The organism is Bordetella trematum, from assembly GCF_900078335.1.
In the GTDB taxonomy this organism is placed as follows: domain Bacteria; phylum Pseudomonadota; class Gammaproteobacteria; order Burkholderiales; family Burkholderiaceae_B; genus Bordetella; species Bordetella trematum.
In genome coordinates this window covers 54,987-80,935 of record NZ_FKBR01000014.1, presented here as the reverse complement: position 1 = coordinate 80,935, position 25,949 = coordinate 54,987, and the positions used below count along the sequence as shown (strand labels likewise).

Annotated in this window: 20 protein-coding genes, 1 tRNA gene and 1 other RNA gene; 19 read left to right on the top strand and 3 right to left on the bottom strand. The window is 67.5% G+C overall.

Translation table 11 applies throughout. The features are described from left to right. Window positions 1-28 precede the first annotated feature (28 nt). Together A7V84_RS08015 and A7V84_RS08010 are read left to right on the top strand one after the other, a co-directional pair. Window positions 29-607: a DJ-1/PfpI family protein gene (locus A7V84_RS08015; RefSeq protein WP_025518348.1), complete on the top strand. Its 579-nt coding sequence runs from the start codon at window positions 29-31 to the stop codon at window positions 605-607. 86 nt (window positions 608-693) lie between these two features. Continuing rightward, window positions 694-1,053, top strand: a complete 360-nt coding sequence (locus A7V84_RS08010) for a ribbon-helix-helix domain-containing protein (protein ID WP_025518346.1) — start codon at window positions 694-696, stop codon at window positions 1,051-1,053. Window positions 1,054-1,114: 61 nt separating this feature from the next. Here A7V84_RS08010 and pbpG read toward each other — a convergent pair whose 3' ends face one another. After that, a complete protein-coding gene (gene pbpG, locus A7V84_RS08005) occupies window positions 1,115-2,341 on the bottom strand; it encodes a D-alanyl-D-alanine endopeptidase (RefSeq protein ID WP_025518344.1) in 1,227 nt (408 codons plus the stop codon). 281 nt (window positions 2,342-2,622) lie between these two features. Then, a tRNA-Arg gene (locus A7V84_RS08000) sits at window positions 2,623-2,698 on the bottom strand. Between the two features lie 174 nt (window positions 2,699-2,872). Between A7V84_RS08000 and A7V84_RS07995 the strand changes: the two genes are divergently transcribed. The 13 genes from A7V84_RS07995 (at window position 2,873) to A7V84_RS07940 (ending at window position 18,432) form a co-directional block, all read left to right on the top strand. Next, on the top strand, window positions 2,873-3,265 hold the full coding sequence (locus A7V84_RS07995) for a VOC family protein (protein ID WP_025518341.1): 393 nt from the start codon (window positions 2,873-2,875) through the stop codon (window positions 3,263-3,265). 291 nt (window positions 3,266-3,556) lie between these two features. Next, window positions 3,557-4,753 (top strand): MFS transporter, encoded by a 1,197-nt coding sequence (locus A7V84_RS07990; protein WP_101604679.1) that lies wholly within the window; start codon window positions 3,557-3,559, stop codon window positions 4,751-4,753. After that, window positions 4,750-4,884, top strand: a complete 135-nt coding sequence (locus A7V84_RS21755; RefSeq protein WP_257792243.1) for a hypothetical protein — start codon at window positions 4,750-4,752, stop codon at window positions 4,882-4,884. The genes A7V84_RS07990 and A7V84_RS21755 overlap by 4 nt, the downstream gene beginning before the upstream one ends. 67 nt (window positions 4,885-4,951) lie before the next feature. Continuing rightward, window positions 4,952-7,615 carry a PD-(D/E)XK nuclease family protein gene (locus A7V84_RS07985; protein ID WP_063491934.1) on the top strand — a complete coding sequence of 888 codons (2,664 nt, stop codon included), beginning with the start codon at window positions 4,952-4,954 and terminating at the stop codon, window positions 7,613-7,615. A gap of 3 nt (window positions 7,616-7,618) precedes the next feature. Then, the gene (locus tag A7V84_RS07980; protein ID WP_063491935.1) at window positions 7,619-11,014 is read left to right on the top strand and encodes a UvrD-helicase domain-containing protein; all 3,396 of its coding nucleotides are present in this window, start codon (window positions 7,619-7,621) and stop codon (window positions 11,012-11,014) included. A 45-nt stretch (window positions 11,015-11,059) separates the two neighbouring features. Further along, window positions 11,060-11,157, top strand: an RNA gene (ffs, locus tag A7V84_RS07975) — signal recognition particle sRNA small type. A 140-nt stretch (window positions 11,158-11,297) separates the two neighbouring features. Further along, window positions 11,298-13,382 (top strand): DNA polymerase III subunit gamma/tau, encoded by a 2,085-nt coding sequence (locus A7V84_RS07970; protein ID WP_063939986.1) that lies wholly within the window; start codon window positions 11,298-11,300, stop codon window positions 13,380-13,382. Between the two features lie 36 nt (window positions 13,383-13,418). Next, window positions 13,419-13,745 carry a YbaB/EbfC family nucleoid-associated protein gene (locus A7V84_RS07965; protein ID WP_025518334.1) on the top strand — a complete coding sequence of 109 codons (327 nt, stop codon included), beginning with the start codon at window positions 13,419-13,421 and terminating at the stop codon, window positions 13,743-13,745. A 33-nt stretch (window positions 13,746-13,778) separates the two neighbouring features. Beyond that, complete coding sequence (recR, locus tag A7V84_RS07960) at window positions 13,779-14,381, top strand: recombination mediator RecR (RefSeq protein ID WP_025518332.1); 603 nt, start codon at window positions 13,779-13,781, stop codon at window positions 14,379-14,381. A 57-nt stretch (window positions 14,382-14,438) separates the two neighbouring features. Next, complete coding sequence (locus A7V84_RS07955; RefSeq protein ID WP_033534140.1) at window positions 14,439-15,689, top strand: CaiB/BaiF CoA transferase family protein; 1,251 nt, start codon at window positions 14,439-14,441, stop codon at window positions 15,687-15,689. A 105-nt stretch (window positions 15,690-15,794) separates the two neighbouring features. Then, window positions 15,795-16,832, top strand: coding sequence for an ABC transporter substrate-binding protein (locus tag A7V84_RS07950; RefSeq protein ID WP_033534141.1), 1,038 nt, complete (start codon window positions 15,795-15,797; stop codon window positions 16,830-16,832). Continuing rightward, the gene (locus A7V84_RS07945) at window positions 16,825-17,634 is read left to right on the top strand and encodes an ABC transporter ATP-binding protein (RefSeq protein ID WP_063491936.1); all 810 of its coding nucleotides are present in this window, start codon (window positions 16,825-16,827) and stop codon (window positions 17,632-17,634) included. The genes A7V84_RS07950 and A7V84_RS07945 overlap by 8 nt, the downstream gene beginning before the upstream one ends. A 3-nt stretch (window positions 17,635-17,637) precedes the next feature. Then, the gene (locus A7V84_RS07940) at window positions 17,638-18,432 is read left to right on the top strand and encodes an ABC transporter permease (RefSeq protein ID WP_025518328.1); all 795 of its coding nucleotides are present in this window, start codon (window positions 17,638-17,640) and stop codon (window positions 18,430-18,432) included. Window positions 18,433-18,619: 187 nt separating this feature from the next. Here A7V84_RS07940 and tal read toward each other — a convergent pair whose 3' ends face one another. Beyond that, window positions 18,620-19,576, bottom strand: a complete 957-nt coding sequence (gene tal, locus A7V84_RS07935) for a transaldolase (protein WP_025518326.1) — start codon at window positions 19,574-19,576, stop codon at window positions 18,620-18,622. A gap of 177 nt (window positions 19,577-19,753) precedes the next feature. Between tal and carA the strand changes: the two genes are divergently transcribed. The 4 genes from carA (at window position 19,754) to A7V84_RS07915 (ending at window position 25,947) form a co-directional block, all read left to right on the top strand. Further along, window positions 19,754-20,908, top strand: coding sequence for a glutamine-hydrolyzing carbamoyl-phosphate synthase small subunit (gene carA / locus A7V84_RS07930; protein WP_033534143.1), 1,155 nt, complete (start codon window positions 19,754-19,756; stop codon window positions 20,906-20,908). A gap of 10 nt (window positions 20,909-20,918) precedes the next feature. Further along, a complete protein-coding gene (carB, locus tag A7V84_RS07925) occupies window positions 20,919-24,158 on the top strand; it encodes a carbamoyl-phosphate synthase large subunit (protein WP_063491937.1) in 3,240 nt (1,079 codons plus the stop codon). 68 nt (window positions 24,159-24,226) lie between these two features. Then, a complete protein-coding gene (lpxO, locus tag A7V84_RS07920; RefSeq protein ID WP_025518321.1) occupies window positions 24,227-25,123 on the top strand; it encodes a lipid A hydroxylase LpxO in 897 nt (298 codons plus the stop codon). A 68-nt stretch (window positions 25,124-25,191) separates the two neighbouring features. Next, window positions 25,192-25,947, top strand: a complete 756-nt coding sequence (locus A7V84_RS07915) for an SDR family oxidoreductase (RefSeq protein WP_063491938.1) — start codon at window positions 25,192-25,194, stop codon at window positions 25,945-25,947. Window positions 25,948-25,949 lie beyond the last annotated feature (2 nt).

Here is a 25,949-nt window from a genome sequence, read left to right as displayed (position 1 = left end):
CCAAGGGGGGCGGAGACAGGAGACGACAATGGGCAAAAAGCTCTTGATGCTGGTTGGCGATTACGCCGAAGACTATGAAACCATGGTGCCGTTCCAGACGCTGCTGGCCGTCGGGCATGTGGTGCATGCCGTCTGCCCCGGTAAAAAGGCCGGCGACACCATCGCCACCGCCATCCATGACTTCGAGGGCGCGCAGACCTACAGCGAAAAGCGGGGCCACAACTTCACCCTCAACTTCGATTTCGACCGGGTCAGCTCGCAGGACTATGACGGCCTGGTGATCCCGGGCGGCCGCGCGCCGGAATACCTGCGCCTGAACGAGCAGGTGCTGGACATCGTGCGGCAGTTCGATGCGGCGCGCAAGCCGATCGCCGCCGTCTGCCATGGGGCGCAGTTGCTGGCGGCGGCTGGCATCCTGGCCGGGCGCAGCTGCTCGGCCTATCCGGCCTGCGCCCCCGAGGTCCGCCTGGCGGGCGGCACCTACGCCGACATCCCCATCGATCAGGCCCATACCGACGGCCACCTGGTCACTGCGCCGGCCTGGCCGGCACACCCGGCCTGGCTGGCGCAGTTCCTCGCGGTGCTGGGTACGCGGATCTCGCACTGAGGCAGGCTGGGCCGGCAGCGCTTGCCGCCGGCTCAGTCCAGGCCGTACATTGCTTGCTCAACGGAGCGACCCATGCGGAGCGACCCATGTGCGAGATCTTCATCCGAGCCAACGCCCTGTCCTATACGGCCGAAAGCCGCTCCTTGCGGCTGCATGGCGTGGCCACCAGCGTGCGGCTGGAAAAACTCTTCTGGACTGTCCTGCAGGAAATCGCCGAGCGTGACGGCCTGCGCGTCACGCAACTGATCGAGCGGCTCTACGATGAGCTGCTGGCCTATCGCGGCGAGACGCCCAATTTCACGTCCTTCCTGAGGGTCTGCTGCCTGCGCTACCAGATGCTGCAGGCCAGCGGCCGTCTGCCGCCCGGGCGGGCCATCGCCTCGCTGGACGCGGCCCAGGTATTCGAGGGGCTGCCGCCTCATCTTTACGAGCCGGCGCACGCCTGATTCCCCCGGACATGAAAAGGGCCGCATCTGCGGCCCTGGCGGTAGCGGGCAGGCAGGCCCGTTACAGCATCGCCACCTCGCTTTGCACGATGCGGCGCAGACGCACCGCATCGCCGATGCGCGAGAGCTTGCCTTGCGAATCCAACAGCACGATGGCCAGGTCGCGACCGTTCACGCGCGTAAGCATGACCAGACACTCGCCGGCCTCGTTGATGAAGCCGGTCTTGGATACCTTGATATCCCAGTCGGGCTTGCGCACCAGCAGATTGGTATTGCGGAAGGTCTGGGTACGCTTGTTGACCTCGACCTCGTATTCCGAATCGGTGGAGTAGCGGTGGATCAGCGGACGTTGCGAGGCCGCGCGCAGCAGGCGCGAGAGATCGCGCGGCGAAGAAACGTTCTGGGCCGACAGGCCGGTGGGTTCGACGAAGCGAGAGTCCACCATGCCCAGCGTGGCGGCCTTGGCGTTCATGGCCCGCACGAAGGCCGGCAGCCCGCCCGGATAGTTGCGCCCCAGGGCATTGGCGGCACGGTTTTCCGAAGACATCAGGGCCAGGTGCAGCATGTCGCCGCGCGACAGGCGCGTACCCACGCTCAGGCGCGAGGTGGTGTGCTTGAGGGTGTCGATGTCCTCATCGGTGATCTCAAGCATTTCATCCATGGGCAGATTGGCGTCGACCACCACCAGCGCGGTCATCAGCTTGGAGATCGAGGCGATGGGGCGCACGACCTTGTCGTTCTTGGCGAACAGCACCGTGGAGGTTTCCAGGTCCATCACGTAGGCCGTGCTCGAACGCAGCGAGCGCACATCCTCGGCCACCGACACCAGGGCCGGTTCGACCACGGCCGCGCCTGCCGCAGCCGCGGCGGCGTGGCGGGCCCTGGCGTTCCGGGGGGCGGCTTTCTTGCCGGAGGCGGGGGCTTTCCGGGCGGCGACCTTGGGCGAGGCCTTGCTGGCGGTTTTGCTGCGGGCCTTGGTGGTGGATTTGGCGCTGGATTTGGCGCTCGCTTTCGAAGCGGTCTTGGCCGGCGCCTTGGCTGCCGGTTTCGCGCTGGCGCGGGAGGCGGCCTTGGGGGTGGTCTTGGGGGCAGTCTTGGCGGCGGGCTTGCTTGCCGCGGTCTTGGTGGCCGGCGCCTTCTTCTTGGCGGCACGGCATTCCGCCGACTTGGCGTTGGTCTTGCAGGGATCCGTGGCTTTGGCTGCCAGCGCCGGGGCGGAGAACATTGCCGCCGCCAGGGCCAGGGGCGCAACGGCGCGCGCAGCCAGGCGCATCCAGGAAATTGCCATGTTTACAGGCCTTGTCTGACTGTAAGGGGATATCGCCGAGGGCCGTCCTGTCCGGAAGAAGGAAAACCCTAAACGAATTAAACGTTTACGGCGCAAATTTAAACAGTATTTTAAACTCTTGCGCAAGAGGGGACAGGCTTTTTTCGGCTGAATTTGAGGCGGGGCAAACCCGCAGGACGGCAAGAGTCGCCAAGGACGCGAGCGCCGGGCCGGGCCGGCCGACATGGTGCTCGGAAAGGGGGGGCATATCACAGCGGGGCGGCCCAGGGCAGGCCCGGGCATGGCGCCCCCGGCACGAATCGAACGTGCGACCCTCTCCTTAGGAGGGAGATGCTCTATCCACTGAGCTACGGGGGCATCCGGTATGCAGCCCGCAATCCTAGCATATGGCGCTGCATTCCGGCCTGCTTTGCAGCAATGCCGGGCATCAGTGGCGGGGGGCCGTGTCTTGGCAGACAATGCAGGGCGGCCGCCGTCGGCGGTGCCGCCCGATTCCCGCCTCCACAGGCAAGCAGATAGAGGAAATTCACCGTGATCAATCATGTGATGATCGGCAGCAACGACATCGAACGTTCCAAGCGCTTTTATGACGCCGTGCTGGGGTTGCTGGGGGCCGGCGAGGCCGTCAGCAACCAGTCCGCGACCGGCCAGCGCCGGCTTTTCTATCGCCACGACGGCAGCACCTTCGGCGTGAGCGAGCCCATCGACGGCCAGCCCGCCACCGTGGCCAATGGCGCGACCCTGGGTTTCAAGTGCAACTCGCCGGAGCAGGTGCAGGCCTTCCATGATGTGGCGGTCGCCAACGGCGGGACCTCGATCGAAAGTCCTCCGGGGCTGCGCGGCAGCGGCAAGGGCGCCATGTATCTCGCCTATGTGCGCGATCCCGATGGCCACAAGCTCTGTGCCGTCCATCGCCCCGCCTGAGCGCATTGACGGGCAAGCAGGAAAAGCCAGCGATACGCTGGCTTTTCCGTTTTGGCCGCCTGCGGACCCGCCCCGGGTCCCGGCCTCGCAGGGGCTCGTGCGGGCGTGGGCGGCGGGAGCAGGTAAACTTGTCATAGGACAACTGCTGAATTCTCGGGCAGCCGGCGGCCGCGCAGTACGCGGCCCGTCATGGCTGGCCCGGTCCGGGGCAGTCTGCCCGGTTGGGCCCGCCCGGTGGCGGGCCTTGTGACGGGTGGTCTGCCGTTGCGGACCTCATTGCCTCCATCGAATATGTCGAATTCAGAAACGATCTCCGTGCGCACCATCGTGGCGGCAACGACCGTGGTCATGGTGGCCATGGGCTTGCGGGCCACCTTCGGCCTGTTCATGCAACCCATGGGACTGGCCCAGGGCTGGGGCCGTGAAGTGTTTTCCTTCGCCTTTGCGCTGCAGAATCTGGTGTGGGGGCTGGCCAGCATCTTCATGGGCATCCTGGCCGATCGCTATGGCGCCGGCAGGGTGATCGCGATGGGCGGGCTGTTGTATGCGCTCGGGATGGTGGGCACCCGTTACGCCGGCGACCCGCTCATGCTCTACCTGACCAGCGGTGTGCTGGTGGGATTGGGTCAGGCCGGCACCACTTTCCCCATTATCCTGCCCGTGATCGCGCGCGCGGTGCCGCCGGCCTATCGCAGCACGGCCATGGGCGTGGCCAGTGCGGGCGGCTCCATGGGCCAGTTCCTGATCGTGCCGGCCGGCCAGTTCGCCATCGGCGCGCTGGACTGGAGTGGCGCCCTGTGGCTGCTTTCCCTGCTGATGGCGGCGACCCTGCCGATGGCGTTCCTGTTGCGCGGCAAGGCCTCCTCGCACGGCGTGACCCAGTCGTTGGGGCAGGCCGTGCGCCAGGCGGTGCTGCATCCCTCTTTCCATTTCCTGTTCTGGAGCTACTTCGTCTGTGGCTTCCATACGGCCTTCATCACGCTGCACCTGCCGGCCTTCGTGACCGATGCGGGCCTGAGCGCAGCCGACGGCGCCACGGCGCTGGCGCTGATTGGTCTGTTCAACGTGATCGGCTCTTTCTACGCCGGCAAACTGGGCGGACGCTACAGCAAGAAATGGCTGCTGGCCGGCACCTACGCCATGCGGGCCTTCGGCATCATTCTGGTGCTGGCCGTGCCGCTCACGCCGCTGGTGTTGTACGTCTTTGCGGCCTGGATGGGGCTGTTCTGGCTGGGCACCGTGCCGTTGACGCAGGGGCTGATCGGAGATATCTACGGGCTGCGCTATGCGGCCACCCTGTCGGGCATCGTGTTCCTGGGGCACCAGGTAGGCAGTTTCAGCGGGGTGTGGCTGGGCGGCTATGTCTATGCCACTACCGGCAGCTACAACGGGGTGTGGTGGCTGGGATTGGGGCTGGCCGTATTGGCGGCCCTGCTTTGCCTGCCGGTGCGCGAACGCGCGCTGACGCCGGGCGTGGCGGTCGCATGAGGCCGCGTCGCTGGGTGCGCTGGCTGGGCGGATTGCTGCTGGCTGCCGTGATGCTGCTCGGTTTTGTCGGCTATCTCTCGCCCGAGATGCGCATCAACTGGGAAAACGTGGCCGCCATGTGCGGTTTTTAGGCGCCTCGGCCACGGTATCCTAGCGGCTGTTCGACTTTCCCCTGGCCGCGTGGCGGCCCATGCCTGCATGCCGGACACCGTCCTTTCCGATTTGCCCGCCTGCGATGTGCAGGCCCTGGCCGAGCTGCCCTGCGCGGGCACGCTGATCCTGACTGTGAACAATCGTCTGGCCCGGCGCCTGACCCTCGAGCTGGCGGCGCGTCTGCGGGCGCAGCGCCAGGTCAGCGAACTGCCTCGCATCGTGCCCCTGTCGGCCTGGCTGGCCGCCGCCGCCGACGAGCTGGCGTTCGAGGTGGATGCAGATCTGCCCGCCTTCCGCCTGGGCGGCTTTGCCGCCCAGCTCGTCTGGCGCGAGGCGATCGCCCATGAAGAGGCTGATCGCGCGCTGCTGGACATCGATCAGGCGGCGCGCCTGGCCATGGATGCCGACATGCTGTGCGACGAATGGCGGCTGGATATTCCCGAGGCGGCGCAGACCGATGAATATCGCGGCTTCGCGCGCTGGCGGGCGCGTTATCGCGCCATGCTGGCCAAGCTGGATGCGGACGACGCCAACCAGGGCTATCTGCGCGTGTTGCGCGCCTTGCGCGGCGGCGAGCTGGCGGCGCCCGAACGGATCGTGCTGGCCGGCTTCGGCGAGGTTTCGCCACGCTTTGCGCGGCTGCTGGCCGCCTTTGAGGATGGCGGGGCGCAATTGCGGGTCTGGCGCGAAACGCGCGCCGAGCCGGCCGAGCCGGTTCGCGTACTGAGCGCCGATCATGCGCAGGAATGGCGTGCGGCCGCGGCCTGGGCCGCTCAGCGTCTGCGCGCCAATCCGGCCGGCCGCTATGCCATCGTCTCGGCGCAACTGGAAAACGAGGCGCCGTTTGCGCGGCGCGTGCTGAGCCAGGCGCTGCAGGGGGGGCAAGGGCAGGCCGATCTGCCCTTTAACGTGGCGGTCGGCCGACCCCTGCTGGAGTGGCCGGCGCTGCGCGCCGCGCTGGCCTGGCTGCAGGCGCTGGCCGATATGGCGCGCAGCGGTTCGGTGGCGGCGGCCACATTCGGCGCGGCATTGTTGGCCGGGCATTGCGCGGGCGATCGCAGCGAGCGCCATGCCGCCATCGATGTGCGCTGGCGTCGTCAGGGAAAGATCCGCATCAGCGAGCCCGAATGGAAAAAACGCCTGGAGTTCTGTCCGCGGCTGGCCCAGGGTTGGGAAGCCGCGCTGGCGGTCTGGCAGGCTGCGCCGTCGCGCGCGCCCTGCGATATCTGGGCCGGTCATGTGCGTGAAGCGCTGATCGCGCTGGGCTTTCCGGGGGAGCAGGCGCTCGACAGCGTGGGCTACCAGGTCATGGGCGCGCTGGGCGAGTTGCTGGGGGATTTTGCCGCGCTGGCGCCGGCTGCCGGCCCGCTTGACGGGCATGGCGCGGTGCGCCTGCTGACCAGCGCCGCGCGGGCTGGCAGTTTTCAACCGCAGCGCGATCCGTTGGCGCGCCTGGATGTGCTGGGCCTGCTGGAAGCCGAAGGCGGCAGTTGGGATGGTGTCTGGATGCTGGGCCTGACCGACGAAGTCCTGCCGGCCTCGCCGCGCCCCAACCCCTTGCTGCCGCTGGCGGTGCTGCGCCAGGCGGGGGCCCCGCGCGCCACGCCCGAGCGCGAGCGCGAGTGGGCCGAAACCATGTTCGAGGCCTTGCGCGCTTGCGCGCCGGAGATGATCGTCAGCTGCGCGGCCCACGAGGGCGAGCGCGAGTTGCGGCCCTCGCCGTTGATCGCTGCGGCGCCCCTGCGCCAGGCGTGCGCGCCGCAGGATGAGGCGGTCGAACCCTTGCCGTTGCAAAGCCTGGTGGACGAGCAGGGCCCACCCCTGGCGGCCCAAGGCGCCAGCACCGGCGGGCTGGATGTGCTCGACACCCAGGCCCGCAATCCGCAATGGGCGTTCGTGCGTCACCGGTTGGGCGCGCGCGAGCTGGCGCCCTATGCCGTGGCGGCCAGCCAGAACGTGCGCGGGCAGTTTCTGCACCGGGCGCTGGAGCTGGCCTGGCGTATGCTGCCGGACCAGGAAGCGCTGCATCTGGCCATGCAGGAGCAACGCCTGCCGGCGTTGCTGGGGCAGGCCGTCGCGCAGGCGGCCGACGAAGAATTGAAAGCCTATGCGCCTGCCGTGCGCGGGCTGGAGTGTGCCCGCGCCGAGGCCGTCCTGGCGCGCTGGATGCAACTGGAGGCGCAGCGCCCCCCCTTCGCCATCGAGCAGCTGGAAGCTGACCAGCGCTGGCAGCGTGGTGCGCTGGCGCTCAAACTCCGGCTGGACCGCATCGATCGTCTGGGCGATGGGCGCACGGTCATCCTGGACTACAAGACGGGCGCCGCGCAGGCCCGCCCCGAAGCCGACTGGTCGCGTCCCCGTCCCATCAACCTGCAACTGCCTTTCTACGCCTCCGTGCTGAGCGGGCAGGATGGCGGAGAGGGCGTGGCCGGCCTGTTGCTGGTGCAGATCCATGCGCGCAATGTGGCCGCCCAGGGCCTGGCCGACGAGGATCTGGGGCTGGAAGGCGTCAAGCTGGCCGCCGATAGCGAGACTTTCGGCGCACGCTCCTGGCCGGAGATTCTGCAAGGCTGGCGGCAGGCCATCGAGAACCTGGCCGATGAATATGCGCGCGGCGAAGCCGCCAACCGGGCCTGGGGCCGCGACGATCTGCAGTATTGCGATGCGTTGCCCTTTCTGCGCCTGCATCTGGATGACGAGGACGCTTGAGTCATGAGTGAACGCCAACCCCAGGATCACGCCCAGAGGCTGCGGGCCCTGGATCCGCAGCAGTCCTTTCTGGTGCAGGCGCCGGCCGGCTCCGGCAAGACCGAACTCTTGACCGACCGTATCCTGGCCCTGCTGGCCACGGTCAACCGGCCTGAAGAAATCGTCGCCATCACCTTCACGCGCAAAGCCGCCTCGGAAATGCACGCGCGGGTGCTGGAGAAGCTCGCCCTGGCGAGCGGCCCGGAGCCGGCCAGCGCCCATGAGCAACGCAGCTGGCTGCTGGCGCGGCGCGCCCTGGCTCGCGATCAGGAGCGCGGCTGGCGCTTGCTGCAGCACCCGGCGCGGCTGGCCATCCGCACCATCGATGCGTTCTGCGCCGGGCTGGTGCGAGGCATGCCCTGGCTCTCGGGCCTGGGCGGCATGCCCGAGATCGCCGACGACGCCATGGTGCATTACGAGGCCGCCGCCAGCGCCACGCTGGCGCTGGCCGATGAGCATCCCAGCGTGGTGACGCTGCTGGCTCACATGGATGTGGACGTCGGCGCGGCTCAGCAGGCCATCGCCGCCATGCTGGGGCAGCGCGACCAGTGGCTGCCCCTGTTGCGCTACGGCCTGGACCGCGAGGGGGTCGAGGCCGGCATGGCCGAGACGCTCGAAGAAGAACTGCTGGCCTTGCGCCAGGCCTTGCCGGTCGGTTGCGGCGAGGCGTTGTGCGAGTCGGCGCGGCGCGCCGCCGCCGAGCTCGAGGGCAGCGGCGACACGCGCCTGCGCCCGCTGCTGGACTGGACCGGGGCGCTGTCGCCGCAAGTGGAAGACCTGCCGCGCTGGCATGCGCTGGCGCATTTGCTGCTGACCGGCACGGGCGGGCTGCGCAGCCCCAAGGGGGTTACCAAGAACCTGGGCTTTCCGGCCAAAAGCGCGCACAAAGAGCCTTTCGTGCAGTGGCTGTCGGCCTGGTCGGGCGACGAAGCCTGGGTCGCCCGTCTGGCGGCCCTGCGCAGTATGCCGCCGGCCACCTTCAGCGATGAGCAATGGGAAGTGCTGAGCGCCCAGCTGGTGACGCTGGCGCTGGCCGTGGCGCAGTTGCAGCAGGTGTTCGCGCAGGCCGGCGAGGTCGATTTCATCGAGATCAATCAGCGTGCCCAACGGGCGCTGGGCAGCAGCGACGACCCGGGCGAGCTGCTGTTGAAACTCGACGCCTCCATCCGCCATCTCTTGGTCGATGAGTTCCAGGACACCAGCCAGACGCAGATCGACCTGCTGGAAAGCCTGACCGCCGGCTGGCAGCCCGGCGATGGCCGCAGCCTGTTTTTGGTGGGCGACCCGATGCAGTCGATCTACCGCTTCCGCAAGGCCGAAGTCGGGTTGTTCCTGCGTGCCGCGGCCGGCCGGGTGGGCGAGGTCGAACTGGAGTTCCTGCAATTGTCCGACAATTTCCGTTCGCAGGGCGGCGTGGTCGAATGGGTCAACCGCTGTTTTTCGGGCCTGCTGCCGGCGGCCAACGACGCGGCCGCCGGGGCCATCCGCTACAGCGCGTCGGCAGCCTTTCACCCGGCGCTGGAAGGGCCGGCCGTGACCTTCCACCCCGCCTGGGCCGAGGGCAGCGCCGCCGACGGCGAGGCGGCGGCCGAAGAGATCGCGCTGGCGCTGGTGCGCCAGGCGCTGGCCGAACATCCCGACAGCGCTCATCCGGTCGCGATCCTGGTGCGCGCGCGCAGCCATCTTGGCAGCCTGTCGCGCCGTCTGGCGCAAGAGGGCATCCCCTGCCGCGCCGTGGAGCTGGTGCCCTTGCGCCTGCGTCCGGTGGTGGCCGACCTGGTGCAATTGTTGCGCGCGCTGTCGCATCCGGGAGACCGCATGGCCTGGCTGTCGGTATTGCGCTCGCCCTGCTGCGGCCTGACGCTCACCAGCCTGCAGCGCCTGTTCGGCGAAGATCACGACACGCCGGTGCCGCAACTGCTGCGCCGCGCCCTGGCGCCCGCGCCGGCAGCGCCGGCCCAGGCGGGCCTGTTCGACGCGCCCGACGTTCCGGATGGCCTGAGCGGCGCGGCCGAGCGTCTGCTCAGCCCCGAAGAATGTCTGCGCCTGCGGCGCGTGGCCGACATTCTGCTGGATCGCGGCAACGAGGCGGGCGCCTGGCCTTTGGCGGCCTGGCTGCAACATGTCTGGCAGGCGCTGGGCGGAGCGGGCCTGTACAGCGGCGTGGGCGCGGCAGCCGATGCCGAGAGCCTGTTCCAGCTGATCGAACGGTTGGCGCCGCATGGCGGCCTGGATCTGGCCGTCCTGGACGCGGCGGTGGCCCGGCTGTTTGCCGCGCCCGATGTCCAGGGCGGGCAGGCCGCCGTCGAAATCATGACCATGCACAAATCCAAGGGGCTGCAGTTCGACACGGTGATCCTGTATGGCCTGCACCGTGCACCGCGCGCCGATACGGCGCCTCTGGTGCGCTTCGAGCACCATGACGGCCGTGTGCTCATGGGGCCGGTCAAGCCGCGCGCCGAGGCCGATGCCGACCCGGTATCGCGCTACCTGGGGGCGCGCGAGGCGCGCCGGGCGGCCTATGAAACCGACCGTCTGCTGTACGTGGCCGCGACCCGGGCGCGCAAGCGCCTGCGGCTGGTGGGCAACCTGGCCCTGGATCGCGCCAAGGGGGAAGTGCGCAGCCCGCCACCCAGCAGCCTGTTGGGCAGGCTCTGGCCCTACGTCAGGGATGGCGTGGCGCCGGGTTCGGTGCCCGACGCTCCTGTCGCCGAGGCGCAACCTGCCTGGCAGGGCGAGCCGCTCAAACGGCTGGACGACGCCTGCGTGGCCCGCTGGGTGGCGCAGGGGCGGCGGCGCGTGGCGCCGGGCGGCCTGGCCGCCGAGGGCGAGCATCCGGGCTGGCAGCTGGAGGCCGGCTATGACGCGGCGGTCGGCACGCTGGCGCATGCCTGGCTGGCGCGCATGGGAGAGCAGGGCCGGCAGGCCTGGGATGGCGAGCGCTTGCGCGCGGCGCGCCCGGCCATGCGGCGGCAGCTCACGCGCGCCGGCATCCCCGACAGCCAGGCCGACCGCGCCGCCGACGCCGTGCTGCAGACCTTGCTGGCGACCCTCGATGATGAGCGCGGGCGTTGGCTGCTGAGCCAGTCGCGCGCGCGGCGCGAATGGCCGCTCATCGATGCCAGCGGGCGCGTCTCGGTCATCGATCTGGCCTTGAGCACCGAAGACGGCTGGCTGATCGTCGACTACAAGACCGGCCAGCCCGGCCCGGGCGAGACGGCCGGCCACTTCGCGCAACGCATGCGCCTGCGCCATGGCGAGCAGCTGCAGCGCTACTGCGCCCAGGTCAGCGCGCTGGATGGGCGGGCCGCGCGAGCGGCACTGTATTTCCCCCGCGCCCGCGCCTGGATCGACCTGTGAACGGCGCTGCAGCAGGTTTTCCCGGGCTCTGCTAGAATGCGTGCTGGCGGGCCCCTTCGCATGGTTCGACGGTGAAACTGGTCAGGTCGGGAACGAAGCAGCCATAGTCGTTTAGGACCAGTGCCGGAGTAAGGCTCGCCTCCCGGTTTTCCCGAAAGGGGCGCCGCGCAAGAGATGATGGTGTATCTTCACTCTCCTGCGCGGCGCCCCTTTTTGTTTCGGCCACGCCCGCATCTGCCCGGCGGCGGCGCAGACGGCCTAATCTGGCTCTACAATCCCCCGCATGACTTATCTGGTTCTGGCCCGCAAGTGGCGTCCGCGATCCTTCGATACCCTGGTCGGCCAGGATCATGTGGTGCGCGCCCTGACCCATGCCCTGGATACCCAGCGGCTGCATCACGCCTGGCTGTTCACGGGTACGCGCGGGGTCGGCAAGACCACGCTCTCGCGCATCCTGGCCAAGTCGCTCAACTGTGAAACCGGCATCACCTCGCAGCCCTGTGGCGTGTGCCGCGCCTGCACCGAGATCGACGCCGGGCGCTTCGTCGACTACCTGGAGCTGGACGCCGCATCCAACCGGGGCGTCGAGGAAATGACCCAGCTGCTCGAGCAGGCCGTGTACGCGCCGGGCGCGGGCCGCTTCAAGGTCTACATGATCGACGAAGTCCACATGCTGACCGGGCATGCGTTCAACGCCATGCTCAAAACGCTTGAAGAGCCGCCGCCGCACGTCAAGTTCATCCTGGCGACCACCGATCCGCAGAAGATCCCGGTCACGGTGCTGTCGCGCTGCCTGCAGTTCAACCTGAAGCAGATGCCGCCCGAGTCCATCGTGGGCCATCTGCAGGCTGTGCTGGGTCAGGAGCAGATCGGCTTCGAAGTGCCGGCGCTGCGCCTGATCGGGCAGGCCGCCTCGGGTTCGATGCGCGACGCGCTCTCGCTGACCGACCAGGCGATCGCCTACAGCGCCGGCAACCTGACCGAGGAAGCCGTTCGCGGCATGCTGGGCACCATCGATCAGCGGCATCTGTTGCGCCTGCTGGAGGCGCTGCACCAGGGCGATGCGCGGGCGGTGCTGGCCGTGGCCGATGAGTTGGCCACCCGCGGCCTGTCCTATGCCGGTGCGCTGGCCGACTTTGCCGTGCTGCTCTCGCGTATCGCGATCGAGCAACGCGTGGCTGGCGCCACTGCTCCCGAGGATCCGCTGGCTGCCGATATCGCTCGCCTGGGCGGCCTGCTGCATCCCGATGCGGTGCAGTTGTTCTATTCCGTGGCGGTGCACAGCCGGGGCGAGCTGAGTCTGGCCCCCGATGAATACGCCGGCTTCGTGATGGCCTGCCTGCGCATGTTGTCGTTGCATGGCGAGGCCGGTCCGGCCACCCGCGCCGAGGCCCCGGCATCCGCCGCGCCGGCTGCGCAGGCAGCGCCTGTCGCAGCGGTTGCCGCCGTGGCGCCGGTTGCGGCCGGGCCTGCCTCCAAGCCGGAACCCGAAGCCGTCGGCACGGCGGACACCGGTACGGTGGCCGCTGCGCCGCCGCCAGCCAGCCAGCCGCCAGCCAGCCAGCCGGCGGCATTCGAGCCTGCGGCCGACCCCGAGCCGGCCCCGCCTGCGGCGCAGCCAGCCCCCGGGCTCCAGGCCGCTCCGGCGCCGCAAGCCGCGGCGGTTGTCGCGCCGGCCGGTTTGCCGCCGCCCTGGGAGGAGACGCCTGTGCCGGTTGAGCCGGCCCGCGCCGCGAGCCAAGCCCAGCCCGAGGCCTTGCCTCAAACCCGGACCCCGCCCGATGACGGGCCGCCTGCCTGGGTGGATGAGGCCATTCCCGATGATGCCGAGGGAGGCTACACCGCCCAGAGCTATACCCCTGACCCGGATGACGACGAGTTCGAAACCCTGGTGACCGAAGCGCCCGAGCCTGCGCCGGCCGTCATGCGCGCGCCGGTCGCTGCCTCGCGGCGCGCGCCGCGCGCCCGGCTGGTCGAGATGAGCGCCAATACCTGGCCGGAGCTGGCCGCGCGCCTGCCTGTCACCGGCCTGGCCGCCGAACTGGCGCGCCAGAGCGAATGGGCCGGCGTGCAGGGCGATGCGGTGCAGTTGCGCGTGGCCGTCCGCACCCTGGCCGAAAGCGAAAGCCGGGTGCGCCTGCAGACCGTGCTGTGCGAACATTTCGGCCAAAGCCTGCGCCTGGAGATCGAGGTCGGCGCCACCGGCGACGGCACGGCCCATGCGGTGGCGCGCGCCGAGCGCGCCGCCCGACAGGAGGCCGCCGAGCAGGCCGTGGCGGTCGACCCCTTCGTGCAGGCCCTGATCAACGATTTTGGCGGTCATGTCGTGCCGGATTCGGTACGCGCCGTCGACCCGCCGGCCGCCTGAGGCCGGCGTTCAACCCATTCTCAAGGAAGACACATCATGATGAAAGGACAGTTGGCCGGTTTGATGCGCCAGGCCCAGCAGATGCAGGAAAACATGAAAAAGGCCCAGGATGCCCTGGCCGACATCCTGGTCGAAGGCGCCGCCGGCGGCGGCCTGGTCAAGGTATCCATGAGCTGCCGCAACGACGTCAAGCGCGTGACCATCGATCCCAGCCTGCTGGCCGACGACAAGGACATGCTCGAAGACCTCGTCGCCGCCGCCTTCAACGATGCGCTGCGCAAGGCCGAAGCCACCTCGCAGGAAAAAATGGCCGGCCTGACTGCCGGCCTGCCGCTGCCCCCGGGCATGAAGCTGCCGTTCTGAGTCCTGGCCCCTCCGGGGGCCTTTGCCTTTGCCATGGATAACTCCCTTCCCGAACCCGAGCCGTTGCTGGCATTGATCGAGGCCTTGCGCCGCCTGCCCGGCGTGGGCGTGCGCTCGGCCCGCCGCATGGCCTATCACCTGCTGCAGCACGATGTGCAGGGGGCCGACCTGCTGGGGCGGGCGCTGGCGGGTGCGGTGCAGAACCTGCGCCACTGCGCACGCTGCAACAGCTTCACCGAAGACGAGCTGTGCGCCACCTGCGCCAGCACCAAGCGCGATCCTTCGCTGCTGTGCATCGTCGAGACGCCGGCCGACCAGAACGTCATCGAGTCCAGCCACGGCTATCGTGGCCTGTACTACGTGCTGATGGGCAGGCTGGCTCCGCTGGAGGGAGTCGGGCCGCGTGAGCTCGATTTCCAGCGCGTGCTGGATCGCGCCTGTGACGGCGTGGTCCAGGAGGTCATCCTGGCCACCAATTTCACCGCCGAAGGCGAAACCACGGCCCATTATCTGGGCGATGCGCTGGCCGAGCGCGGTCTGCGCGTCACGCGCCTGGCGCGCGGCGTGCCGGCCGGAAGCGAACTCGAATATGTCGATGCCGGCACCATTGCCTGGGCGCTGATGGAGCGCCGCTAGACCGGTACGCAGACGGGCTGCCGCTCCAGGATAGGCCCGCGACGGAGGGACAGACAGATGTCAGCCTTGCAAGGCTTGAAGGTGCTCGAGCTGGGCACGCTAATCGCCGGGCCGTTCGCCGCCCGCATGTTCGGTGAGTTCGGCGCCGAGGTCATCAAGGTCGAGACGCCGCCCGGGCCCGATGGCAAGGGCGGTGGCGATCCCATCCGCAGCTGGCGGCATCTGCATGAAGGCAACTCGCTGTGGTGGGCGGTGCAGGCGCGCAACAAACAATCCATCGGCCTGAACCTGAAGGATCCGCGCGGGCGCGAGATCGCGCGCGCGCTGGCCCTGCAGGCCGACATCATCATCGAGAACTACCGTCCCGGCGTGCTCGAAAAGTGGGGGCTGGGCTACGAAGACCTGCGCGCCATCAACCCGGCAGTCATCATGCTGCGCCTGTCCGGCTATGGCCAGACCGGCCCCATGCGTGATCTGCCCGGCTTTGGCGCCATCGGCGAGTCCATGGGAGGGCTGCGCTACGTCTCCGGCCACCCGGACCGCCCGCCCGTGCGGGTGGGCATTTCCATCGGCGATTCGCTGGCCGCGCTGCACGGCGTGATCGGGGCCATGATGGCCCTGCGCCACCGCGATGCCACCGGCGGGCGGTGGAATGGCCAGACCGGCGAGGCCTGCCGCGCCGGTCAGGGGCAGATGGTGGACGTGGCCCTGTATGAGTCGGTGTTCAACGTGATGGAAAGCCTGGTGCCCGAATACGACATGGCCGGCGTGGTACGCGAGCGCACCGGCGGGGCCTTGCCGGGCATCGTGCCTTCCAATACCTACACCACGTCGGATGGCCAGAACATCGTCATCGCCGGCAACGGCGACGCGATTTTTCATCGCCTGATGCGCGCCATCGGGCGCGATGACCTGGCCGAGGACCCGGAGCTGGTGCGCAATGACGGGCGCGCGCGCCGGGTCGGGGAAATCGACGGCGCCATCCAGCAATGGTGCGACGGGCAGACCATCGAGCAGGCCCTGCAGACCTTGCGCCAGGCCGATGTGCCGGTGGGCAAGATCTACAGCGTGGCCGACATGTTTGCCGATCCGCAGTTCCTGGCGCGCGGCATGATCGAGCAACATCATTTCCCCGATGGCGAACCGGTCAAGCTGCCGGCCGTGGTGCCCAAGCTGTCGGCCACGCCGGGCGGCACCCGCTGGCTGGGGCCGCGCCTGGGCGAGCACACCGAAGCCGTGCTGAAATCGCTGGGGTATGATTCAGCGACGATTTCCGAGCTGGCGAAGACCGGCGCAATCAGTACCTGAGACGGCCGGGCGCGCGGGCTGGCATCACGTCCGGGTTTACCGACGCGGCCGGGTCCGGCCGCGCGAGCACAGGCCGCCGTCGGCGGCACACAGGAGACGATCTCAATGTCCGTATCTCGTCGTGATTTGCTCAAACTCGCCGGCGCTACCAGCGCCATGAGCCTGGCGCCGGCCATCGTGCGCGCCCAGAAACCTGAAAAGACCAAACTGCAGATCGCCGTCGGCGGCAAGGCACTGATCTATTACCTGCCGCTGACCATCGCGGAAATCAAAGGCTACTTCAAGGACGAAGGGCTGGATGTCACCATCGCCGACTTCGCCGGCGGCTCCAAGGCCCTCCAGGCCGTGGTGGGCGGCAGCGCCGATGTGGTCTCGGGCGCCTTTGAGCACACCATCGCCATGCAGGCCAAGGGCCAGGCCTACCGCGCCTTCGTGCTGCAGGGGCGCTGCCCGATGATCGGCGTCGGGGTGTCCACCAAGAATCTGCCCGACTACAAAAGCGCCGCTGACCTCAAGGGCAAGAAGATCGGCGTGACCGCGCCGGGCTCCTCGACCAATATGGTGGTGAGTTTCTTCCTGGCCAAGCATGGCCTGAAGGCCAGCGATGTGTCCTTCATCGGTGTGGGCGCCGGCGCCGGCGCGGTGACCGCGCTGCGCAGCGGGCAGGTCGATGCCATGTCCAACACCGACCCGGTGGTCACCATGCTCACCGAGAGCGGCGACATGCGGCTGATCGTCGATACCCGCACGCTCAAGGACACGCTGGAGATCTTTGGCGGCAACATGCCGGCCGGCTGTCTGTATGCGCCCCAGGCTTTCGTCGAGAACAACCCCGCCACCACGCAGGCCCTGACCAACGCCATCGTGCGCGCCGACAAATGGATCCAGACGGCCGGCGTGGACGAAATCGCCAAGACCGTGCCGACCAGCTATCTGCTGGGCGATCCGGCCATCTACAAGGCGGCGGTCAAGGCCAGCCTGGAGGGGCTCTCGCCCAACGGCATGTTCCCGGAAGATGGCGCGGCCACCGCCGCCCGTGCGCTGGCCAGCTACTCCGGCATCGACCTGGCCAAGATCGATACCGCCCGGGTCTGGACCAACGCGTTCGCCGAACGCGCCAACGAGAAGTATCCCAATGCCTGAGGTGGCGCTCTCGTTGGAAGGCATCACGTGCACCTTCATCTCGCGCGATGACAGCTCGCAGCGCTACACGGCGGTGGCCGACACCACATTGACGGTCGCCGCCGGCGAATTCGTCTCCGTGGTCGGCCCCACCGGCTGCGGCAAGTCCACCTTGCTCAATGTCGGCGCCGGCCTGCTGGCGCCTTCTTCGGGGCAGGTGAAGGTGTTCGGCCAGCCCCTGAAAGGCATCAATGCGCGTGCCGGCTATATGTTCCAGGGCGAGGCGCTGCTGCCCTGGCGCAATGCGCTGGACAATGTCAAGGCCGGGCTCGAGTTCGCCGGCGTGGCGCGCGCGCAGGCCGAGGAGCAGGCGCAAGACTGGCTGCGCCGGGTCGGTCTGGGCGGGTTCGAGCATCGCTATCCGCACCAGATGTCCGGCGGCATGCGCAAACGCGTGATGCTGGCCCAGACCCTGATCCGCGACCCCGACATCATCCTCATGGACGAGCCCTTCTCGGCGCTCGATATCCAGACGCGCCAGCTGATGGAAAACGAAGTGCTGGATCTGTGGATGGCGCGTCGCAAGGCGGTGCTGTTCATCACGCACGATCTTGACGAAGCCATTGCCATGAGCGATCGGGTGGTGGTGCTGTCGGCCGGACCGGGCACCCATCCGATCGGCGAATTCGTCATCGATCTGCCGCGTCCGCGTGACGTGGCCGAGGTGCGCATGGATCCCCGCTTCGTGGAACTGCACGCGGCGATCTGGGCGGTGTTGCGCGAAGAAGTGCTAAAGGGCTATGCCCAACAGAAACGGGCCTGAATCATGGCGAAACTGATCAAACCCGGCTCCGCCAGTCTGCGCGTCTGGCAGTTGCTGCTGCTGGTGGCCATCCTGCTGATCTGGCATGTGGCCTCGCTGGACAGCAAGGTGGCGTTCTTCTTCGGTCAGCCGCTGGAAGTGGCCCAGCGCATCTGGTCGTGGTTCGTGACCACCGGCGATATCTACCACCATCTCTGGATCACCCTCTCGGAGACGGTGCTGGCCTTCGTGATCGGCACGGTCGCGGGCCTGGGCTGCGGCCTGTGGCTGGGGCTGTCGCCGGCGGCCAGCGCCATCCTCGATCCCTATATCAAGGCGGCCAACTCCATGCCGCGCGTCATCCTGGCGCCGATTTTCGGCATGTGGTTCGGCCTGGGGATCTGGTCCAAGGTCGCTCTGGCGGTCACGCTGGTGTTTTTCATCGTGTTCTTCAACGTTTATCAGGGCGTGCGCGAGGTCAGCCCGACGCTGCTGGACAACGCCCGCATGCTGGGCGCGCGCCGCCGCCAGTTGCTGCGCCATGTCTATCTGCCCTCGGCCACCAGCTGGGTGTTCTCCAGCCTGCATACGTCGGTGGGCCTGGCGTTCGTGGGGGCGGTGGTGGGCGAGTACCTGGGCTCGGCCAGCGGCGTGGGCTATCTCATCCTGCAGGCCGAAGGCACTTTCGATGTGAATACGGTCTTTGCCGGCATCGTGGTGCTGACGGCCTTTGCGCTCTTGCTGGACTATCTGGTCGGCCTGGGCGAGAAGCGCCTGATGCGCTGGCAGCCGCGCTCGGGCGAAACCGAAAAGCTCTGATCGCGGCGCACGGACTCCCGCTGCGGCGGGAGTTTTTTTATGGCGCCTGGAAAATCCCGCCGGCCGCTTGTCGCATCCGCCGTGCCATCTCAGCGGCTGCCCGCCTCCGTGCGGGGGCTGGCCGGGGGAGTGCGTCCATCGGGGGGGGGCGCTGCGACGCGGGCCGCCAGGCCCGCGCAGCGCATCGTCAGGCGCGGCCCTGTTGCAGCAAGGCGTCGAGCTTGCGGGCGTCGGCCACGAAAAGACGGATGCCTTCGGAGAGTTTCTCGCTCGCCATGGCGTCTTCGTTGAGCAGGGCGCGCCAGGCGGCTTCTTCCTGCGCAATCGGGGCCGGGCGGGCCGTCCCGGCCGGCGCTGCTGCCAGGCGGCGGGGCGCATCGCCCGGCGTCTGGTCCAGCTGCTTGAGCAGGTCAGGGCTGATGGTCAGCAGGTCGCAGCCCGACAGGGCCAGGATCTGGCCCACGTTGCGAAAGCTCGCGCCCATGACTTCGGTGTCGATGCCATAGGCCTTGTAGTAGGCGAAGATGCGCGCCACCGACTGTACGCCGGGGTCGTTCTCGCCGGCCTGCGCCGCTTCGTTCCATTGGGCGCCGGCGTTTTTCTTGTGCCAGTCGTAGATGCGGCCCACGAAGGGCGAGATCAGTTGCACGCGCGCCTGGGCGCAGGCGGCAGCCTGCGCCAGCGAGAACAGCAGCGTCAGGTTGCAGCGCACCCCTTCGGCCTGCAGCACGCGAGCCGCCTGGATGCCTTCCCAGGTGGCGGCGATCTTGATGAGCACGCGTTCGCGCGGCACGCCGGCCGCTTCGTAAAGGGCCATGAGGCCCCGTGCGCGCTCGACGGTGGCACGGGTGTCGAAGGACAGGCGGGCGTCCACTTCGGTGGACACGCGTCCGGGCACGATGTCCAGGATACGGCGCCCGAAGGCCACCAGCAGGCGGTCGGTCAGTTCGGGCAGGCCGGCTTGAGGGTGGTCGCGCACCACCGCCTCCAGCAGCGGGCGGTAGGCCTCCTGCTGCACCGCTTTGAGGATCAGCGAGGGGTTGGTGGTGGCATCGGTCGGGCGCAGGGCCCGCATGACTTCAAAGTCGCCCGTGTCGGCAACGACCGTGGTGTGGCGGCGCAGGGCTTCAAGCTGGGTGGACATGGCGTAGCGTCAGGCGAAGGCAGTCGGAAAACAGGGGCCGGCGAAGGCGCAGGCGGGCCGCGCCGGGCGTGCGCCAGAGGCCCTTACGGACCCTATTGCAGGAAAATGACGGGAACAGTCCGCGATCAGGTTATAATCTGAAAGTTTCATTATCGATTCTGAAAACCGGGGTTTACTGTGCTGCCGCAACTTTTTCCCGAGGGAACCAATCGCTTCCCTCCAGCAATTCTGGCTTTGGCGGACGGTACCATTTTTCGGGGCGTCTCGATAGGCGCGCCGGGTCACACGGTTGCCGAGCTGGTGTTCAACACCTCCATGACGGGCTACCAGGAAATCCTCACTGACCCGAGCTACAGCGGTCAGATCGTGACCCTCACCTATCCGCACATCGGCAATACCGGCGTCAATGCAGAAGACGTCGAAGCCTCCCGTGTGCACGCTGCCGGTCTTGTGGTGCGCGACTGTCCCGCGCGAGTTTCCAATTTCCGTGCTACGCAATCCCTGCCCGATTACCTTGCCGCGCAAGGCGTGGTCGCCATTGCGGGTGTCGACACCCGCAAGCTGACCCGCATTCTGCGCGAGAAGGGCAATCAGGGTGGTTGCATCCTGGTCGGCGAAGACGCCGAGCGCGCCCTTGAGCTGGCGCGCGCCTTCCCCGGCATGGCCGGGCAGGATCTGGCCAAGGTGGTTTCCCAAAAGGAAATCACCGCCTGGACCGAAGGGTCCTGGGCGCTGGGCGAAGGCTATACCCGTCCGTCGCTGGACGGCTTTCATGTCGTGGCCTATGACTTCGGCGCCAAGCAGAACATCCTGCGCCTGCTGGCCGACCGTGGCTGCCGCATCACCGTCGTGCCGGCCGAAACGCCGGCCGAGGAAGCGCTCAAGCTCAATCCGGACGGCGTGTTCCTGTCCAACGGCCCGGGAGACCCCGAGCCTTGCGATTACGCCGTGGCTGCCACGCGCACCTTCCTGGAGCGCAAGCTGCCTCTGCTGGGCATCTGCCTGGGTCACCAGATCCTGGGCCTGGCCGTCGGCGCCAAGACCGTCAAGATGAAGACCGGCCACCACGGCGGCAACCATCCGGTGCAGGATGTGCAGACCGGGCGTGTCTACATCACCAGCCAGAACCACGGGTTTGCGGTCGACACCGCCAGCCTGCCTGCCAATGCGCGCGTCACGCATATCTCGCTGTTCGACCGCAGCTTGCAAGGCTTCGAGCTGACCGACCGCCCCGCCTTCGGCTTCCAGGGGCACCCCGAAGCCGGCCCCGGACCGCACGAGATCAGCGTGCTGTTCGACAAGTTCATCACCCTGATGGCCGGCCAGAAATAAAGATTCCACCATGCCCAAGCGTACAGACATAAAAAGCATCCTCATCATTGGCGCCGGCCCGATCATCATCGGCCAGGCTTGCGAGTTCGACTATTCGGGCGCGCAGGCTTGCAAGGCGCTCAAGGCCGAGGGCTATCGCACCATCCTGGTCAACAGCAACCCTGCGACCATCATGACCGACCCCGAGACGGCCGATGTGACCTACATCGAGCCGATCACCTGGCAGGCGGTCGAGAAGATCATCGAGCGCGAGCGTCCCGACGCGCTGCTGCCCACCATGGGTGGCCAGACCGCGCTGAACTGCGCCCTGGACCTGGCCCACAACGGTGTGCTGGCCAAGTACAACGTCGAGCTGATCGGCGCCAATGAGCACGCCATCGAGAAGGCCGAAGACCGCCAGAAATTCAAGCAGGCCATGACCGACATCGGTCTGGAGTCGGCCAAGTCGGGCGTCGCGCACTCCATGGACGAGGCCTGGGAAGTCCAGCGCCGCATCGCCGGCGAACTGGGCACCTCGGGCTTTCCCGCCGTCATCCGTCCCAGCTTCACGCTGGGCGGCACCGGCGGCGGCATTGCCTACAACGCCGAAGAATTCGAAACCATCTGCCGTCGCGGCCTGGAAGCCTCGCCGACCAAAGAGCTGCTGATCGAAGAGTCGCTGCTGGGCTGGAAGGAATTCGAGATGGAAGTGGTCCGCGACAAGGCGGACAACTGCATCATCATCTGCTCGATCGAGAACCTCGATCCGATGGGCGTGCACACGGGCGACTCGATTACGGTGGCCCCGGCGCAGACGCTCACGGACAAGGAATACCAGATCATGCGCGACGCCTCGATCGCGGTGCTGCGCGAGATCGGCGTCGACACGGGCGGCTCGAACGTGCAGTTCGCGGTCAACCCCAAGAACGGCCGCATGATCGTCATCGAGATGAACCCGCGCGTCTCGCGTTCCTCGGCGCTGGCCTCCAAGGCCACCGGCTTCCCGATAGCCAAGGTCGCCGCCCGTCTGGCCGTGGGCTACACCCTCGATGAGCTGCAGAACGAAATCACCGGCGGCGCGACCCCGGCCTCGTTCGAGCCCAGCATCGACTACGTGGTCACCAAGGTGCCGCGTTTCGCTTTCGAGAAATTCCCGCAGGCCGATTCCCGCCTGACCACGCAGATGAAGTCGGTCGGCGAAGTGATGGCCATGGGCCGCACCTTCCAGGAATCGTTCCAGAAGGCACTGCGCGGCCTGGAAGTCGGCGTCGACGGCCTGAACCAGAAGACCACCGACCGCGAGAAGCTGCAGGCCGAGCTGGCCGAGCCCGGTCCCGAGCGCATCTGGTACGTGGGCGATGCCTTCGCCCAGGGCTTCACGCTCGACGAAGTGCACAACCTGACGCACATCGACCCGTGGTTCCTGGCCCAGATCAAGGAAATCGTCGACATCGAGCTGGCGCTCGAGCAGAAGACCCTGTCCGATCTGGATACCGCCACCCTGTTTGAGCTCAAGCGCCGCGGTTTCTCCGACCGTCGCCTGGCTTTCCTGCTGGACTCCTCCGAGTCCGAAGTGCGCAAGCTGCGCCACCAGTTGAACGTGCGCCCGGTCTACAAGCGCGTGGACACCTGCGCTGCCGAATTCGCCACCCGCACCGCCTACATGTACTCCACGTACGAGGAAGAGTGCGAGTCGCAGCCGACCGATCGCAAGAAGATCATCGTGCTGGGCGGTGGCCCGAACCGCATCGGCCAGGGCATCGAGTTCGACTACTGCTGCGTGCACGCCTCGCTGGCGCTGCGCGAAGACGGGTACGAGACCATCATGGTCAACTGCAACCCCGAAACCGTCTCGACCGACTACGACACCTCGGGCCGCCTGTACTTCGAGCCCCTGACGCTGGAAGATGTGCTCGAAATCGTGCACAAGGAGAATCCGGTCGGCATGATCGTCCAGTACGGCGGCCAGACGCCGCTGAAGCTGGCGCGCGCCCTGGAAGCCAATGGCGTGCCCATCATCGGCACCAGCCCCGAGTCGATCGACATCGCCGAAGACCGCGAGCGCTTCCAGAAGCTGCTCAACAAGCTGGGTCTGCGTCAGCCGCCCAACCGCACCGCGCGCACCGAGGCCGAAGCCCTGGCGCACGCCGCCGAGATCGGCTACCCGCTGGTCGTGCGCCCCAGCTACGTGCTGGGCGGACGCGCCATGGAAATCGTGCATGAGCAACAGGACCTCGAGCGCTACATGCGCGAGGCTGTGAAGGTCAGCAATGACTCGCCCGTGCTGCTGGACCGCTTCCTGAACAACGCCACCGAAGTCGACGTGGACTGCCTGGCCGACGGCGAGACCGTCTTCATCGGCGGCGTCATGGAACACATCGAGCAGGCCGGCGTGCACTCGGGCGACTCCGCCTGCAGCCTGCCGCCTTACTCGCTGTCGGCCGACATCGTGGCCGAGATCAAGCGCCAGACCGCCACCATGGCACGTGCGCTCAACGTCAGCGGCCTGATGAACGTGCAGTTCGCGGTTCAGGACGGCGACGTCTACGTGCTGGAAGTCAACCCGCGCGCCTCGCGCACGGTGCCGTATGTGTCCAAGGCAACCGGGCTGCAACTGGCCAAGATCGCCGCACGCGCCATGGCCGGCCGCAAGCTGGCCGAGCAAGGCATCACCCAGGAAGTCGTGCCGCCTTACTTCTCGGTCAAGGAAGCCGTCTTCCCCTTCGTCAAGTTCCCCGGCGTGGACACCATCCTCGGCCCCGAGATGAAATCCACCGGCGAAGTGATGGGCGTGGGCCGCAGCTTCGGCGAAGCTTTCGTGAAATCGCAGCTGGCCGCCGGCGTGAGCCTGCCGGAATCGGGCACGGTGTTCATCAGCGTGAAGAACCAGGACAAGCCGCGTGCCGTCGAAGTCGCCCGCGGTCTGCATAACCTGGGCTTCAAACTGGTCGCCACGCGCGGCACGGCAGCCGAGATCGAGGCCGCCGGCATCCCGGTGCAGGTGGTCAACAAGGTGACCGAGGCCCGTCCGCATATTGTGGACATGCTCAAGAACGGCGAAATCGCCCTGGTCATCAACACGGTCGAAGAGCGCCGCAACGCGATCGCCGACTCGCGGACCATCCGTACCCAGGCGCTGGCCAATCGGGTCACCTTCTTCACCACCATCGCGGGCGCCCGCGCGGCGGTCGAAGGGATGCAGTATCTGCGTCAAGGCCAGGAAGGCCTGCAGGTTTATCCCCTGCAGGACCTGCACGCCTCGATGCAGTAAGCAGACGCAACAAAGCAGCAACCAGACGGGGCCGGCCGCGGGCCGGCCCCCTTGGCGGAGGATTCGGCATGAAGTGGTTCATACTCGCCCTGTTCATCGTCACGGCCATCGTGGTGCACTACCGCGGCCGCGTGCGGCACAGATTTTCGCGCCAGGTACTGGATCATTCGACGTTCACGGCCCCCATCAACGTGTTCATGTACGCCTTCTCGGGCGTGCCGAACCAGCCTTATCTCGATCTGAAACTCTTTCCCGAGGTCAAGGTGCTGATGGACCGCTGGGAAGATATCCGTGCCGAGGCCGAGCAACTGTTCGGCGACGGCCATATCAAGGCTTCCGACAAGTACAACGACGCCGGCTTCAATTCGTTCTTCAAGAGCGGCTGGAAGCGTTTCTACCTCAAGTGGTATGACACCGACCATCCCTCGGCCCGCGCCCTGTGCCCGGTGACCACCGAGCTGGTCGGCCGCATCCCCGGCATGAAGGCGGCGATGTTCACGGCCCTGCCTCCCGGCAGCCGGTTGCCGCGCCATCGCGATCCGTATGCCGGTTCGCTGCGGTTTCATATGGGCCTGATGACGCCCAACAGTCCGGATTGCTACATCAGCGTCGACGGCCAGAATTATTACTGGCGCGATGGCGAGGCGGTGATCTTCGACGAAACCTATATTCACTACGCCGAAAACAAGACCGACCAGAACCGCATCATCCTGTTCTGCGACTTGCAGCGTCCCATGAAGTATCGTTGGGCGCAGGCGGTGAACAACTTCTTTGGCGCCATTCTGCTGCGTGCGGCGGCCTCGCCCAACCAGGAAGGCGACCGTACCGGCGGCATCAACCGCATTTTCGGGGCGGTGTATGCGGTGCGCCGCTTCGGCAAGGGCATCAAGAAGAAGAACAAAACGCTGTATTACGTCCTGAAGTGGTTGCTGGTGATCGGCATCTTTGCGCTGATCTTCCTGTGATCCTCCGGTCGGCCCGAAAGCCCGCGTCATGCGGGCTTTTTTATTGAACAACCTAGGGGGTCCTTGGCATGTATGTCTTTATCACCGGCGCCAGCAGCGGTCTGGGCCAGGCGCTGGCGCAGCATTACGCCGGCCTGGGCGCGCGCCTGGGACTGTCGGGCCGGCGCGCCCGGGCGCTCGAAGCCCTGGCGCAGAGCCTGCCGGGCGAGCACCGCTGCTATCCCCTGGATGTACGCGATCACCAGGCCCTGCAGGCGGCTGCGGCGGATTTCCTGGCGTTCTCGGGCGGGCGCATCGATGTGGTCATCGCCAGCGCAGGCATCAGCGCCGGCACGCTCACCGAAGAAGCCGACGATCTTGCGGTATTCCAGGCCATTTTCGACACCAATGTCATGGCGACGGTGGCGACCTTCGCGCCTTTCATCGGGCCGATGAAGGCAGCTGGCGGCGGGCGTCTGGTGGGCATTGCCAGCGTGGCGGGCGTGCGCGGCCTGCCGGGGGCGGGCGCCTACAGCGCTTCCAAGTCCGCGGTGGTGACCTATTGCGAGAGTCTGCGCCTGGAGCTGGCCGCCGGCGGCGTGCGCGTGGTGACGATTGCGCCGGGCTATATCGACACGCCCATGACCCGGCACAACCCCTATCGCATGCCTTTCCTCATGGCGCCCGAGGCATTCGCGCGCCGTGCCGCGGCGGCAATCGAGCGTGGCGCGAGCTACCGCGTCATCCCGTGGCAGATGGGCATCGTGGCCAAGCTGATGCGCCTGCTGCCCAATGCCGTCTATGACCGCCTGGCGCGCGACGCGCCGCGCAAGCCGCGGCGCTGAGG

Coding starts and splice junctions, on each gene's coding strand:
- tal (WP_025518326.1), bottom strand. CDS start 19,576: ATGTCCACCCAGCTTGAAGCCCTGCGCCGCCACACCACGGTCGTTGCC.
- A7V84_RS21755 (WP_257792243.1), top strand. CDS start 4,750: ATGAGGCCGCGTCGCTGGGTGCGCTGGCTGGGCGGATTGCTGCTGGCT.
- A7V84_RS07940 (WP_025518328.1), top strand. CDS start 17,638: ATGGCGAAACTGATCAAACCCGGCTCCGCCAGTCTGCGCGTCTGGCAG.
- lpxO (WP_025518321.1), top strand. CDS start 24,227: ATGAAGTGGTTCATACTCGCCCTGTTCATCGTCACGGCCATCGTGGTG.
- A7V84_RS07915 (WP_063491938.1), top strand. CDS start 25,192: ATGTATGTCTTTATCACCGGCGCCAGCAGCGGTCTGGGCCAGGCGCTG.
- A7V84_RS08015 (WP_025518348.1), top strand. CDS start 29: ATGGGCAAAAAGCTCTTGATGCTGGTTGGCGATTACGCCGAAGACTAT.
- A7V84_RS07955 (WP_033534140.1), top strand. CDS start 14,439: ATGTCAGCCTTGCAAGGCTTGAAGGTGCTCGAGCTGGGCACGCTAATC.
- A7V84_RS07990 (WP_101604679.1), top strand. CDS start 3,557: ATGTCGAATTCAGAAACGATCTCCGTGCGCACCATCGTGGCGGCAACG.
- recR (WP_025518332.1), top strand. CDS start 13,779: ATGGATAACTCCCTTCCCGAACCCGAGCCGTTGCTGGCATTGATCGAG.
- A7V84_RS07980 (WP_063491935.1), top strand. CDS start 7,619: ATGAGTGAACGCCAACCCCAGGATCACGCCCAGAGGCTGCGGGCCCTG.
- carB (WP_063491937.1), top strand. CDS start 20,919: ATGCCCAAGCGTACAGACATAAAAAGCATCCTCATCATTGGCGCCGGC.
- A7V84_RS07950 (WP_033534141.1), top strand. CDS start 15,795: ATGTCCGTATCTCGTCGTGATTTGCTCAAACTCGCCGGCGCTACCAGC.
- A7V84_RS08010 (WP_025518346.1), top strand. CDS start 694: ATGTGCGAGATCTTCATCCGAGCCAACGCCCTGTCCTATACGGCCGAA.
- A7V84_RS07985 (WP_063491934.1), top strand. CDS start 4,952: ATGCCGGACACCGTCCTTTCCGATTTGCCCGCCTGCGATGTGCAGGCC.
- A7V84_RS07945 (WP_063491936.1), top strand. CDS start 16,825: ATGCCTGAGGTGGCGCTCTCGTTGGAAGGCATCACGTGCACCTTCATC.
- A7V84_RS07965 (WP_025518334.1), top strand. CDS start 13,419: ATGATGAAAGGACAGTTGGCCGGTTTGATGCGCCAGGCCCAGCAGATG.
- A7V84_RS07970 (WP_063939986.1), top strand. CDS start 11,298: ATGACTTATCTGGTTCTGGCCCGCAAGTGGCGTCCGCGATCCTTCGAT.
- pbpG (WP_025518344.1), bottom strand. CDS start 2,341: ATGGCAATTTCCTGGATGCGCCTGGCTGCGCGCGCCGTTGCGCCCCTG.